We start from the raw sequence: 13,054 nt of genomic DNA, 5'->3' as shown, positions 1-13,054 counted from the left end.
GCGCCTTCCGCGCAATCGGCCGCCGGTGCTCCCATGCTGTAGGGCGCAGGAAGTCCGACCGCCGACCAGAGGGAGCAGCCCGTGACGTCGTCCCCGCCCGACGAGAGTGCCGGCGCGGAACGGGCTGACGCCGAGCCCGTCGCGGCCGCCGGTGACGCCGGTGACGTCAATGAGGCCGGGCAGACGGCCCGGCCGCTCGAGGTCGCCGTCTTCACCGGGCCCGAATCGGCCTTCTTCACCACCTCCACGCTGATCCTCGGCGAGCGGACCGCGATCCTGGTGGACGCCCAGCTCACCCGCAGCGCCGGCCGCGAACTGGCCGAGTGGGTCGCGGGCAAGGGCCGCCGACTGCTCGCCGTCGTGGTCACCCACCAGCACCCCGACCACTACTTCGGCGCAGAGGAGGTGCTGAAGCTCTTCCCCGACGCCCAGCTGCTGGCCGCACCGGCGGTGGTCGAGGGCATCCGGCGCACCGTCGCGGCCAAGGTCGCCCAGTGGAAGCCTGTCTACGGCGACGACATCCCGGACCACCCGCTGATCCCCGCCCCGCTGCTGCCCCAGCCGCTGATGCTCGACCACCAGGTGATCCCGGTGTTGCTGCTCGGCCAGGCCGACTGCGGGGAGTCCACGGTCGTCCACGTGCCGAGCATCCGGACCGTGATCGCCGGGGACTTCGCCGCCAACGGCACCCACGTGTGGACCGCCGACACCACCCCGGCCCAGCGCACCATCTGGGGCCACAACCTCGACCGGATCGCCGACCTCGGCGCCGACCGGGTCATCGCCGGACACCGCGCCCCCGAGCAGGGCGACGACGCCGCCCGGGTGCTCGCCTTCACCGGCGAGTACCTGAAGGACTTCGACCGGCTGCTGGCCGAGCACCCGGACGACCCGGAGGCGCTGATCACCGCGATGAACGAGCGGTACGGGGAACTGACCCTGCCCTTCTTCCTCCAGCTGGGCGCGACCGCGAACACCGCCCGGGCCGCCTCCCCGGGGACCGGGGCGGATGCCGCAACGGGGACCGGAGCGGCTGCCGCACCGGACGGGGCGGACGAGGACGAGGACGAGGACGAGGACCGGGACGGCGAGTAGGGCGGGATACTGGCCGCATGACGGCGCCGTACGACGTGATCGTTCCGGCGGGCGGCGCGGCCCGGAGGCTCGGCGGGGCCGACAAGCCCGCCCTGACCGTGGGCGAGACCACCCTGCTGGACCGGGTGCTCGCCGCCTGCGCGGGCGCCCGGACCACCGTCGTGGTCGGCCCGGCCCGGCCGACCACGCGCGAGGGCGTCCACTGGACCAGGGAGCGGCCGCCCGGCGGCGGGCCGGTCGCCGCCGTCGCGGCCGGACTCAACCTGGTCACCGCGGACACCGTGCTGCTGCTCGCCGCCGACCTGCCCTTCCTCGACCGGCGGACGGTGGAGCGGCTGACAACCGCCCTAGACGAGGCCGGTCCGCACACGGACGCCGCCGTCCTGGTCGACGCGGGCGGGCGCGACCAGTTCCTCACCGCCGCCTACCGCACCGCCCCGCTGCGCGCCGCGCTGGCCGCCCTCGGCGACCCGGCCGGACAGCCGCTGCGCCGCCTCGTCGGCGGACTGGACCGGCTGCGGGTGGCCGACACGGACGACGTCGCGTACGACTGCGACACCTGGGAGGACCTGGAACAGGCGAGGGAGCGGGAGCGGTCCTGAGCGGCCCCGGCGGCGTGGGGCGCGCGCGGGATCGCGGCCGTCGTGGACGGTGCGGGGCGCGCCCGGTGGCCGCGGTGCGGTCGGCGGCCGGTGCCGGGCCGGTGAGGACGGCGGTGACCGGGCACCGGGGCGGCGAGCTCACCGGGCCGCCCCCGGGCTGTGAGGGAAACGACGCGCGCCGCACACGGGGCGAACACCTCGGCGAAACCGGCGATCAGGCAGCATGGGCGCATGGAGCGCACGCTGGAAGACTGGATCGCCGGGGTCAAGGCCGACCTGGGCATCGACCTGGACGTGGACGTCCGGGGACTGCTCGACGTGGCCCGGGTGGTCGCGCACGGAGTGGCCCGGCCCGCCGCGCCGCTGACCGCCTTCCTGATCGGCTACGCGGCCGCGCAGAAGGGCGGCGGGCCGGAGGCCGTCGCCGAGGCGGCCCGGCGGACCACGGCGCTCGCCGAGCGGTGGAAGCCCGCTGACGGCCCGGAGGAACCGTGAGCGCGGTCGGACAGACCACCGTGGCCGCCCCGTCCACCCGTCCCGGCGTGCTGAGCTGGTCGCGCGCCCGGGAGGCCGCGCGCCGGGCCGGGCTGCGCCCGCTGCCGGTCGTCGGGCTGCCGCTGGCCGGGGCGCTCGGGCACGTCCTCGCCGAACCGCTCGGCGCGCTGACCGACCTGCCCGCCTTCGACACCTCCGCGATGGACGGCTGGGCGGTCGCCGGACCCGGGCCCTGGCGGGTCGCCGGACGGGTGCTGGCCGGCCGTACCGAGGTGGCACCGCTGGCCGACGGCAACGCGGTCGAGATCGCCACCGGCGCCCAACTGCCGCCCGGCGCCACCGCGGTACTGCGCCGCGAGCACGGCAGGACGGAGGGCGCGCTGCTGCGCGAACACGGACCGCAGCGGCTGACCACCGGACAGGACGTCCGTCCGCGCGGCCAGGAGTGCCGCCGGGGCGAGCAGCTGCTGCCCGCCGGGACGGTGGTCGGGCCGGCCGTGCTCGGCCTGGCCGCCGCCTGCGGCCACGACCGGCTCGCGGTGCGTCGCCGTCCGCTGGTCCAACTGCTCGTACTGGGCGACGAGTTGATCGACGCCGGAATCCCCGGCCCGGGGCTGGTCCGGGACGCGCTGGGCCCGCTGCTGCCGCCCTGGCTGCTGGCCGCCGGTGCGGAGGTGGCCGAAGTCCGGTGCGTCCGGGACGACTTCGGGCTGCTGCGGGACGCCCTGCGGCACTCCATCGCCGATGTGGTGGTCACCACCGGCGGAACCGCCGCCGGCCCGGTGGACTTCCTGCACCGGGCGCTGGCCGAGGTCGGCGCCCGGCTGCTGGTGGACGGCGTGGCCGTCCGGCCCGGGCACCCCATGCTGCTGGCCGAACTCCCGGGCGGGCGCCACCTGGTGGGCCTGCCGGGCAACCCGCTGGCCGCCGTCGCCGGGATGGTCACGCTCGCCCTGCCGCTGCTCCACGCCCGCGGCGGACGGGCCGCCGCCGGCCCGGCGCTCGCCCCGGCGGCCGTCCCGCTGCCCGGGCACCCGGTGGACACCCGGCTGCAGCCGGTGCGGCGCACCGCCGAGGGGGTCGTACCGCTCGCCTTCGACGGGCCCGCCATGCTGCGGGGCCTCGCCCGGGCCGAGGCGCTGGCCGTGATCCCACCCGGTGGAGCGGGCGCGGGGGAGGCCGTCGAGTTGGTGGAGGCGCCGTGAGCGAGCGGGGCGTGCTCACCGTCGAGGGGAGCGCGTGCGCGAATGCCCCTGCCGAGCGCAGTGAGGCGGGGGCATGACCCCACTTCGCCGCATCTCGGCGCCGGGGACGGAGCCGTGGGCGGACGCCGGGATCGTGCTGCCCGCCCGGCGTACGGCGCCCGCGGTGCGGCAGGTCGGCTCGCGGCTGCTGCTGGCGCTCGCCGTCCTGGTCGTCACCTCGGTGATCGTGTACCTGGACCGGGCCGGCTACCACGACAACGCCGGCGGCGAACTCAGCTTCCTGGACGCCGCGTACTACGCCACCGTGACGCTCTCCACCACCGGCTACGGCGACATCACCCCGTACAGCGACAGCGCCCGGCTCATCAACATCTTCGTGATCACCCCGCTGCGCGTGCTGTTCCTGATCATCCTGGTCGGCACCACGCTGGAGGTGCTCACCGAACGGACCCGCCTGCAATGGCGGTTGAACCGCTGGAGGTCCACCGTGCGCGAGCACACCGTCGTCATCGGTTTCGGGACGAAGGGGCGCAGCGCCGTCGACACCCTGCTCGGTCAGGGGGTGAAGAAGGAGGAGATCGTCGTCGTCGACCCCCAGCGCAAGGTGATCGAGCACGCCTCGCAGCACGGCCTGGTCGGAGTGGTCGGCGACGCGACCCGGACCGACACCCTGGTGCGGGCCGCCGTGCCCACCGCGGCCCGGATCGTCGTCGCGCCGGAGCGGGACGACACGGCCGTGCTGATCACCCTGACGGCGCGCCAGTTGAACAAGGGAGCCACCGTGGTCGCGGCCGTGCGGGAGGACGAGAACGCGCCGCTGCTGCGACAGAGCGGCGCCGACGTGGTGGTCACCAGCTCCAGTTCGGCCGGGCGGCTGCTCGGGCTGTCGATGCTCAGCCCGCACGCCGGGGCGGTGATGGAGGACCTGCTGACGTACGGGAACGGGCTGGACGTGGTCGAACGACCGGTCACCCGGGCCGAGGCGGGGCACGGGCCGCGCGAGTGCGATGACCTGGTGGTCGCGGTGGTGCGGGGCCGACGGGTGCTCAACTACAACGATCCCGAGGCCGCGGTGCTCCAGCTCACCGACCGGGTGATCGTCATCAGGTCGACGGGACCGGGCGGGGCCTGAGGCCCGAACCGCCGTGCGGCGCAGTAGGTTCGGGTCATGCATGCGATGACGATTCCCGTACCCGGCGGCCCCGAGGCACTGGTGTGGGCCGAGGTGCCCGACCCGGTGCCCGGCGAGGGCGAGGTCCTGGTCGAGGTGGCGGCCACCGCCGTCAACCGTGCCGACCTGCTCCAGCGGCAGGGCTCCTACAACCCGCCGCCCGGCGCCTCGCCCTACCCCGGCCTGGAGTGCGCCGGGCGGATCGTCGCGCTCGGGCCGGGCGTGGCCGGCTGGGCGGTCGGTGACGAGGTGTGCGCGCTGCTGTCCGGCGGCGGCTACGCGCAGCGGGTCGCGGTGCCGAGCGGACAGCTGCTGCCGCTGCCGAAGGGGCTGAGCCCCGAGCAGGCCGCGGCGCTGCCGGAGGTGGCCTGCACGGTGTGGTCCAACGTCTTCCTCACGGCCCACCTGCGGCCGGGTGAGACGGTGCTGCTGCACGGCGGCGCGAGCGGGATCGGCACGATGGCGATCCAGCTGGCCAAGGCGGTCGGCGCGCGGGTCGCGGTGACGGCGGGCAGCGCGGAGAAGCTGGCCCGGTGCACCGAGCTGGGTGCGGACATCACGATCAACTACCGCGAGCAGGACTTCGTCGAGGCGCTCCGGGAGGCCACCGACGGGGCCGGGGCGGACGTGATCCTGGACATCATGGGCGCCAAGTACCTGCAGCGGAACGTGGACGCGCTGGCGGTCAACGGGCGGCTGGTGGTCATCGGACTGCAGGGCGGGGTTAAGGGCGAGCTCGACCTCAACGCGCTGCTGCGCAAGCGGGCCGCGGTGATCGCCACCAACCTGCGCGGGCGGCCGCTGGCGGAGAAGGCGGCGATCGTGGCGGCGGTGCGGGAGCACGTGTGGCCGCTGGTGGAGTCCGGGGTGGTGAAGCCGGTCGTGGACCGGGTGCTGCCGCTGACCGACGCCGCCGACGGGCACCGGGTGCTGGAGGCGGGGGAGCAGGTCGGGAAGGTCGTGCTGACGGCCTGAGCGGTGCCGCGCAGGGGCCCGAAATGCCGTGATCGTCGGATTGTGTGAGGCTGGTCCGGAGCTGTCCCGCCGCCGACCCGCCCCCGGGCGCGGTCGGCCGTCGGAAGGACTCCGACCGTGGCCGCAACTCCGCACGACGTTCTCGGGCCGCTGCCCGCCGCGCCGTACCACCGCCGTATCCGCCGTATCCGCCGGAACCGCCGTTCCCGGCCGCTGCTCGTGGCGGCCGTGCTGGGACTGACGCTCCCGCTGGCCGCCGTGACCACCGCGGTGGCGGAGCCGTCACCGAGCGCCTCGGCCCCGGCGGCGGACCCCTCGGTGCCCGATTCCTCGGGTTCGGACCCTTGGGGTTCGGATTCCTCGGCGCCGGAATCCCCGGGTTCGGGTGCCGACGAACAGGTCGATCCGCCCGGGGGCCCCGGGCCGTCGCCCAACGCGGCGCCGCCGTACGCGGCGCCCGACCGCTCGCGTCCGGACTTCTCAGAACTGTGGATGCGCCACCACCGCCCGGCCTCGGCGCCGGAGCGCCCGGACACGGCCGTGGGCCAGGTACCGGGGCAGGCTCGGGACCAGGCGCCGGAGCAGGCTCGGGACCAGGCCGTCGAGCAGCCGCCCGAGCAGGCCCCGGACGTCACGGGCGACCAGCCGGACTCGGACTCGGATGCGGACGCCCCGGACGCCCCGGACGCCTCGGCACCCGCCACCGACCCGGGCACCGGCACGGCAGCCTCCGGCCGGCCCGTGGCAGTCGGGACCGTCCCGGCCGTCCTCCCCGCCCACTGGCAGGACCCCTCCACCCTCCAGCTCCCGCTGGGCGTGGGGCTGGGGATGATCGGGTGCGGCCTGGGGATGATCGGCCTTCGGCTGCGGAAGGGCTGAGACGGGGAGGAGGTGGCGTCACGGCGGTGGGGCTGTTGGGCGGCGTCGCCGGGGTGGTGGGGCGGTCGGCCGGCGGGGAGTCGGCCGGCCACCGGTTGCGGAAGGTCTGAGCCCAGCCGGCGGGTGCGCGGGTGGCGTGCCGCGTGGAGATTCGGTGGGAGTTCCGGGGCCGGACGGCCCGGGTCCGGCGCGGGTTCCGCGCCGTGTGGCGGCCGGATCTGCGCCGGGCCGGCCGCCACGGTGGTCCGGAACTGAGTATCCGTACGGATTCCCGGGCCGGCAGCGGAGGCGTACCGTCGTCACGGGTGGCGCAGGACGGCGGGACGCACGGGGGCTTCCACCCGACCAACCCCAGTGAGAGAGAATGTTGTTCATGACGAATCCGATGAACGAGCGCTCGTCGCAGGAGCCCTTCCGGGCCGCCGGCGGGCAGTCGCAGGACGGCCAGAAGGTGCTGGTCGTCGGACCGGACGGCCTGCCCGTGGGCCAGGGGTTCGCCGGGACCACGATGGAGGGGGACGACGAGGCGGACATGCCCCGCGAGCTCCCGGTGACCGAGATGGTCGAGCAGCCCGCCAAGGTCATGCGCATCGGCAGCATGATCAAGCAGCTGCTGGAGGAAGTCCGGGCGGCGCCCCTCGACGAGGCCAGCCGGGCCCGGCTGAAGGACATCCACGCCAGTTCGATCAAGGAGCTGGAACTCGGACTGGCCCCGGAGCTGGTCGCCGAGCTGGAGCGGCTCTCGCTGCCGTTCACCGAGGACAGCATCCCGACCGAGGCCGAGCTGCGGATCGCCCAGGCCCAGCTGGTGGGTTGGCTGGAGGGCCTCTTCCACGGCATCCAGACCGCCCTGTTCGCCCAGCAGATGGCCGCGCGGGCGCAGCTGGAGCAGATGCGGCGCGCGCTGCCGCCCGGTTCGCACGCCGGCGAGCCGGACGAGGAGGACCCGGGTCAGGGCCGCGGGATCCGTTCCGGCCCGTACCTGTAGGCCTGCCGGGCCCGCCGCCGGAGCCGGACGTACCGCGACGATCCGCCCCGGACCGCACCGCCGCAGAACGGCGCCGACGGTCCGGGGCCAGGATCGGCCCTGGACCGATCACCGTCGGCGGAAGCCGATACCCTGACCCCTGTCGCCGGCCGGGTCGAGTCGCCGCGGCAGGGGATCGCCGGGCCAGCGGGCCGGGCCCACCACGTACGGACGAGACCGAACGTCACGGTCGCGGCAGCACCACCGCGCCGAGGGGGAGCAGAGGACCATGAGCGAGCACGGCAACGCGGTCGAGGGCTTCTCCCTGGGCAACGGCCGCTATGTGCTGCAGCGGCTGCTGGGCGAGGGCGGCATGGCCTCCGTGCACCTCGCGTACGACAGCGTGCTGGACCGGCAGGTCGCGCTGAAGAGCATGCACAGCGAGCTGGGCCGGGACGACTCGTTCAAGGAGCGGTTCCGCCGTGAGGCCCAGGCCGTGGCCCGGCTGGAGCACCCCAACATCGTCACGGTGTACGACAGCGGCGAGGACGTCGCCCCGGACGGCTCCAGCACGCCGTACATCGTCATGCAGCTGATCGACGGCAACGGCCTGCGCGAGACGATCAACGAGGCGGTCGCCCAGTACGGCGCGGTGCCCACCGAGGAGGCCCTGAAGGTCACCATCGGCGTGCTGAACGCCCTGGAGGCCTCGCACGACATGGGCCTGGTGCACCGCGACATCAAGCCGGGCAACGTCATGTTCGACCGCAAGGGCAATGTCAAGGTCATGGACTTCGGCATCGCCAGGGCGCTGGAATCCGGCGTCACCTCCATGACCCAGACCGGCATGGTGGTCGGCACCCCGCAGTACCTGTCGCCCGAGCAGGCCCTCGGCAAGCCGGTCGACGCCCGCTCCGACCTGTACTCGGTCGGCGTGATGCTCTTCGAGATGCTCACCGGCCAGCTGGTCTTCGACGGCGACTCGGCCTTCTCCATCGCCTACAAGCACGTCCAGGAGGAGCCGCCGGCGCCCTCCAGCCTGAACCGCTCGGTCACCCCGGCCGTGGACGCCTACGTGGCCCAGGCGCTGCGCAAGGACCCGGCGCACCGCTTCCAGAGCGCGGCCGCGATGCGGGACGAGGCGGAGCGGCTGATCGCGGAGCTGAAGGGCGGCGGCAACGGGCACCAGCTGCAGGCCAGCACCCCGCTGGTGATCGCCGAGGGCCCGCGCTCGGTGCACGCCGCCCCGCAGGCGCCGCAGACCCCGCACCCGCAGTACCTCCAGCAGGGCGGGCAGCCGCAGTACCGGACGCCGCCGCCCGCCTACCAGACCCCGCACCCGCAGGCCCCGCAGACCCCGCACCCGCAGTACCTCCAGCAGGGCGGGCAGCCGCAGTACCGGACGCCGCCGCCCGCCTACCAGACCCCGCGTCCGCAGGCCCCGCACACGCCGCAGCCGCAGTACCTCCAGCAAGGGGCGCAGCGGCCGCCGATGCACACCCCGGCCCCGCAGCCGAGGCCGCCGTACCAGCAGCCGAAGCCCAGCGGCGGCGGTTGCTCCACGGCCTTCGTGGTGATCGCGATCATCGTCGGTGTGCTGGTGCTGGCCGGGATCATCATCGCGATCGTGGTCAACAAGGCGGAGAAGAACACCAACGGCAAGTTCCACTCCGAGCGGCCGGCCGCGGTCGTGGTGGCGGGCCCGCAGGCCGACCGGAACGGTCTGCTCTGACGGTTTCCCGCCGCTCCGCGCGTGTCACGGGTGCGCGCCGGAAGCGGTAGCGTTCGGGGATACGTAAGCGACAGGGCACCGCGATCCGAGCGAACGCCCGGGGCGAGGAGCGATGGCACAGACGCAGCAGCCGGACGACGAGGCGAGTGTCCGAGCGGTCGGACGGACCGGCGGCACGCCGAGGATCCCCGAGCCGGGCAGCGAAGCCGCGACTTCCGCGCTGCCGCCGTTCGGTGGGGCCGGCGGACCGCAGACGCCGGGGCGCGGAGTGCCGCTGGGCACCGTCGGGGACGGCCGTTACCGGCTGACCCACCGGCTCGGCCGCGGTGGCATGGCCGAGGTGTTCGCCGCCGAGGACGTGCGGCTGGGCCGCACCGTCGCGATCAAGCTGCTGCGTGGCGAGCTGGCGCAGGACGACGTCGCCCGGCTGCGCTTCACCCGCGAGGCACACGCCGTCGCGGCGCTGAACCACCACGCGATCGTCTCGGTCTACGACACCGGCGAGGAGTACGTCGGGGACGAGTCCACGCCGTACATCGTGATGGAGCTGGTCGAGGGCCGGACCGTCCGCGAGCTGCTGGTGGACGAGGAGGCGCCGCCGGTCGACCAGGCGCTGATCATCATCGCCGGGGTGCTGGAGGCGCTGGCCTACAGCCACCGCAACGGCATCGTGCACCGCGACATCAAGCCCGCCAACGTGAGCATCACCACCACCGGCGCGGTCAAGGTGATGGACTTCGGCATCGCCAGGGCGCTGACCGGCGGGGCCACCACGATGACCCAGACCGGCATGGTCATGGGCACCCCGCAGTACCTGTCGCCCGAGCAGGCGCTCGGCAAGCCGGTCGACCACCGCTCCGACCTGTACGCGGCCGGCTGCATGCTCTACGAGCTGCTCACGCTGCGCCCGCCGTTCACCGGCGACACCCCGCTCTCGGTGGTCTACCAGCACGTCCAGGACCCGCCGGTGCCGCCCTCGCAGGCCAACAGCCGGGTGCCGGTCGGCCTGGACCCGCTGGTGCTGCGCTCGCTCGCCAAGAACCCGGACGACCGCTTCCAGGACGCCGACGAGTTCCGCGCCCACCTCCAGCACGCGCTGCGGGAGATGCACGGCGCGGCCGGGGCCGGCTGGGTCGGCGCCGCGACCGGGATGCCCGGCGACACCGGGGCCACCCAGGTGCTCCGCCCGGACCAGGCGGCGGCCACCCAGGCCTTCGGCGCGGTCGGCGCGGGCGACCAGACTTCGGTCCTGCCGTACTCGGCCGGTGGCCAGCACAGCCCCTCGCCCTACCAGGCGGCCGGCAGCCCGTACGGCGGCCAGGACGACCACGTCGAGGACGGCGGGCGTCGGCGCGGGCCATGGGGCTGGGTGGCCGGCGGGGTCGCCGTGCTGGTCGCGGCCGGGGCCGGGATCGCCTTCGCGCTCAGCGGCGGTGGCGGCACCGTGGACCACACGCCGCCCCCGGCGCCCGCCCCGGTGGTCAGCACCACCGAGCCGACCACACCGACCCAGAACGGTCAGCCGACCCAGCCGCCGTCGTCGTCGGTCTCCGGCAGCAGGCGGCCGACGCAGCCGACCGACAACGGGTCGTACGGGTGGAGTGGCGGGGGTGGCGGCAACAACATGCCGCCGTCGCCGAGTTCGAGCAAGCACACCCAGGCCCCGACGCCGACGCCGACCGCCACCCACTCGGCGACGGCCAGCTCGTCGGCGACCAGTGGGCCCACCTCGGTGCCGACCGGGGGCAGCACGGCCACCTCGAACCCCGGGCCGACCCAGACACCGGTCAAGCCGCCGGCCACGCTGCCCGCCAACCCCTGACGGATCAGTTGGCGAAGGCGTCCAGGACCTGTTCGTACTCCTGGCACCACCACGCCAACTGGCCCGCCGAGGCGGGATAGAGCGGGTCGGCCCGGTGGTCGGCCCGCTGGTAGCGCCACTGCAGCATCCAGAAGTCGTTCAGCCGCTCCCACCAGACCCGGTGGACGGCGGCGGCGAGGTGCTCGGCGGTGGCGGCCCCGGAGGCCCGGTAGGCCTGTGAGTAGCGGCGGACCCGGACCAGGTCCAGGGTGCCGGTGGTCCGGTCGTTGAAGAGCAGGGTGGCGGCGCGGACGGCCTCCTCGGCGCGCGGCTGCGGTCCGAGCTTGTCCCAGTCGAGCACGGCGGCGACCTGATTCCTGTCCGGGCCCTCGTCGTACAGCAGGTTGAGGCCGTGGAAGTCGCCGTGGGTCCAGCCGGTGGGCGGGGTGTCGAGCGGGTCGGGGCGGCGGTGGGCGTGTTCGGCGAGCAGTTCCAGCCGTTCGCCGAGCCGTTGTTCGACCAGGGCGTCGAGGTCGTCGTACGGGCGGTGCTCGCGGGCGCGGCGCCGCAGGTCGCGGGCGAGTTCGGCGCTGTCGAGGGGGTCGGCGCTGTGGTACCCGGCGGGTTGGTCGAGGGGGGCGCAGACGTCGTCGAGCGCGCCGTGCAGCCGGCCGAGCAGCGCGCCGAGCGCCTCGCACCGCGACGGTTCGAGCTCCGTACCGTGCCGGTGCCGGCCATCCACCCAGGGGAAGAGCGCGAACAGCCGGCCGTTCAGTCCGGCCACCGTCCCGCCGCGTCCGGCGCAGCTCAGCGGTGGTGCCACGGGCAGCCCCAGGGCGTGCAGGTCGGTCATGGCGCGGTGGTGGGCGAGGATCTTCGGGCGGTTGGCGGTGGCGGCGTCGACGTAGCACTTGAGGAAGTACGCACCGGCCTCGGTGGTGACCCGGTAGCCCCGGTTGAGCAGGCCTTCGGCGACCGGTTCGGCGGTCAGCAGCCGCCCCACCCGGAAGCGGGCCAGGACCTCGGCGAGTGCGCTGCGCGGGACGGGTGGGCTGAGGGTCCCTATCGGCGGGGCGGAGAGGTCGGGGCGGGCCGGGGCGCAGGCGAGGGTCTGGCTGAAAGTCACGTGCAGAGGTTATGGCCCCTTGGTGGGGGCCCTTGACAAACCGTCAGGACTGTGTCATGGCCCCGGTCAGTACTGGTGGTCGGCCTGGTGCCGCGCCACGTACGCCGCCGCCTGGGTGCGCCGCTCCATGCCCATCTTGGCGAGCAGACTGGAGACGTAGTTCTTCACCGTCTTCTCCGCAAGGTGCAACTCGTTGCCGATCTGACGGTTGGTCATCCCCTCGCCGATCAGATCGAGGATCCGCCGTTCCTGCCTGGTGAGCTGGGACAGGCGCTCGTCCTCCTTCTCGCCGCCGTCGCGCAGGCGGGCGAGCACCCGGCTGGTGGCGACCGGGTCGAGCAGCGAGCGGCCGGCCGCGACGTCCCGGACGGCGGTGATCAGATCGGTGCCGCGGATCGCCTTCAGGACGTAGCCGGAGGCGCCCGCCATGATCGAGTCGAACAGCGCCTCGTCGTCCGAGAAGGAGGTCAGCATCAGGCACTTGATCTCCGGCAGCCGGGAGCGGATCTCCCGGCAGACCTCGACCCCGTTGCCGTCCGGCAGCCGGACGTCGAGCACCGCCACGTCGGGGTGGACCGCGGGGATCCGGGTGAGCGCCTCGGCGGCCGTGCCGGCCTCGCCGACGACCTCGATGTCGTCCTCGACCGAGAGCAGGTCGTGCACCCCCCGGCGGACGACCTCGTGATCATCGAGCAGGAACACCCTGATTTGTCCGTTATCAGTCACGCCCAAAGCCTCCCATATCACCGTACACAAGACCCATCGCCCGCAGCGACGCTCCAGCGTGATCCGGCCACGGTCGCCGAAACCGATACCGAGAACCCCCTTACGCACGGGCTTCCGCCCGGATAACGTGCGCTGGTGTCCTGAAGGCGCTCGAATTGAGAGCTGCGTCACGTCGACCGTCACCCCCACCCTTCCGACGGCGAGCCGGGCGCGGCACCCTCGGGGTTGTAGGCCCTGAACAAGTAGGACGTCCTAGCGCAAGCGCGCCAAGGGCGGACGC

General features: G+C 74.3%; 11 protein-coding genes and 1 pseudogene. 10 read left to right on the top strand and 2 right to left on the bottom strand.

Annotated elements, in window-relative coordinates:
• The first annotated feature begins 81 nt into the window (after nucleotides 1-81).
• From ACH4J0_RS09305 to ACH4J0_RS09260, 10 genes and pseudogenes are all read left to right on the top strand, one after another.
• Nucleotides 82-1,095 carry an MBL fold metallo-hydrolase gene (locus ACH4J0_RS09305; RefSeq protein WP_396237886.1) on the top strand — a complete coding sequence of 338 codons (1,014 nt, stop codon included), beginning with the start codon at nucleotides 82-84 and terminating at the stop codon, nucleotides 1,093-1,095.
• Between the two features lie 17 nt (nucleotides 1,096-1,112).
• Nucleotides 1,113-1,697 (top strand): molybdenum cofactor guanylyltransferase, encoded by a 585-nt coding sequence (locus ACH4J0_RS09300; RefSeq protein ID WP_396237884.1) that lies wholly within the window; start codon nucleotides 1,113-1,115, stop codon nucleotides 1,695-1,697.
• A gap of 230 nt (nucleotides 1,698-1,927) precedes the next feature.
• Nucleotides 1,928-2,192 (top strand): annotated as a pseudogene (locus tag ACH4J0_RS09295) (DUF6457 domain-containing protein); the annotation flags it as partial.
• The gene (locus ACH4J0_RS09290) at nucleotides 2,189-3,397 is read left to right on the top strand and encodes a molybdopterin molybdotransferase MoeA (RefSeq protein WP_396237882.1); all 1,209 of its coding nucleotides are present in this window, start codon (nucleotides 2,189-2,191) and stop codon (nucleotides 3,395-3,397) included. The pseudogene ACH4J0_RS09295 and the gene ACH4J0_RS09290, both read left to right, overlap by 4 nt.
• A gap of 73 nt (nucleotides 3,398-3,470) precedes the next feature.
• Nucleotides 3,471-4,529, top strand: a complete 1,059-nt coding sequence (locus ACH4J0_RS09285) for a potassium channel family protein (protein ID WP_396237880.1) — start codon at nucleotides 3,471-3,473, stop codon at nucleotides 4,527-4,529.
• Nucleotides 4,530-4,565: 36 nt separating this feature from the next.
• Nucleotides 4,566-5,543: an NAD(P)H-quinone oxidoreductase gene (locus ACH4J0_RS09280; protein WP_396237878.1), complete on the top strand. Its 978-nt coding sequence runs from the start codon at nucleotides 4,566-4,568 to the stop codon at nucleotides 5,541-5,543.
• A gap of 117 nt (nucleotides 5,544-5,660) precedes the next feature.
• Nucleotides 5,661-6,422 carry a hypothetical protein gene (locus ACH4J0_RS09275; protein WP_396237876.1) on the top strand — a complete coding sequence of 254 codons (762 nt, stop codon included), beginning with the start codon at nucleotides 5,661-5,663 and terminating at the stop codon, nucleotides 6,420-6,422.
• Nucleotides 6,423-6,795: 373 nt separating this feature from the next.
• The gene (locus ACH4J0_RS09270) at nucleotides 6,796-7,410 is read left to right on the top strand and encodes a bacterial proteasome activator family protein (protein WP_396237874.1); all 615 of its coding nucleotides are present in this window, start codon (nucleotides 6,796-6,798) and stop codon (nucleotides 7,408-7,410) included.
• Nucleotides 7,411-7,678: 268 nt separating this feature from the next.
• Nucleotides 7,679-9,121: a protein kinase gene (locus ACH4J0_RS09265; protein WP_396237872.1), complete on the top strand. Its 1,443-nt coding sequence runs from the start codon at nucleotides 7,679-7,681 to the stop codon at nucleotides 9,119-9,121.
• Between the two features lie 112 nt (nucleotides 9,122-9,233).
• Entirely contained in the window at nucleotides 9,234-10,943 is a 1,710-nt protein-coding gene (locus ACH4J0_RS09260) for a protein kinase (RefSeq protein WP_396237870.1), read from the top strand.
• A gap of 4 nt (nucleotides 10,944-10,947) precedes the next feature.
• Here the strand turns inward: ACH4J0_RS09260 and ACH4J0_RS09255 are convergent, their stop codons facing one another.
• Nucleotides 10,948-12,048, bottom strand: coding sequence for a phosphotransferase (locus ACH4J0_RS09255; protein ID WP_396237868.1), 1,101 nt, complete (start codon nucleotides 12,046-12,048; stop codon nucleotides 10,948-10,950).
• Between the two features lie 66 nt (nucleotides 12,049-12,114).
• On the bottom strand, nucleotides 12,115-12,774 hold the full coding sequence (locus ACH4J0_RS09250; RefSeq protein WP_396237866.1) for a response regulator: 660 nt from the start codon (nucleotides 12,772-12,774) through the stop codon (nucleotides 12,115-12,117).
• Nucleotides 12,775-13,054: the final 280 nt, after the last annotated feature.

It is taken from the genome of Kitasatospora sp. NPDC017646 (genome assembly GCF_044329365.1).
Classification (GTDB): domain Bacteria; phylum Actinomycetota; class Actinomycetes; order Streptomycetales; family Streptomycetaceae; genus Kitasatospora.
Note: the sequence above shows the minus strand (reverse complement) of the source record. Positions and strands in the feature narration are given on the sequence as shown.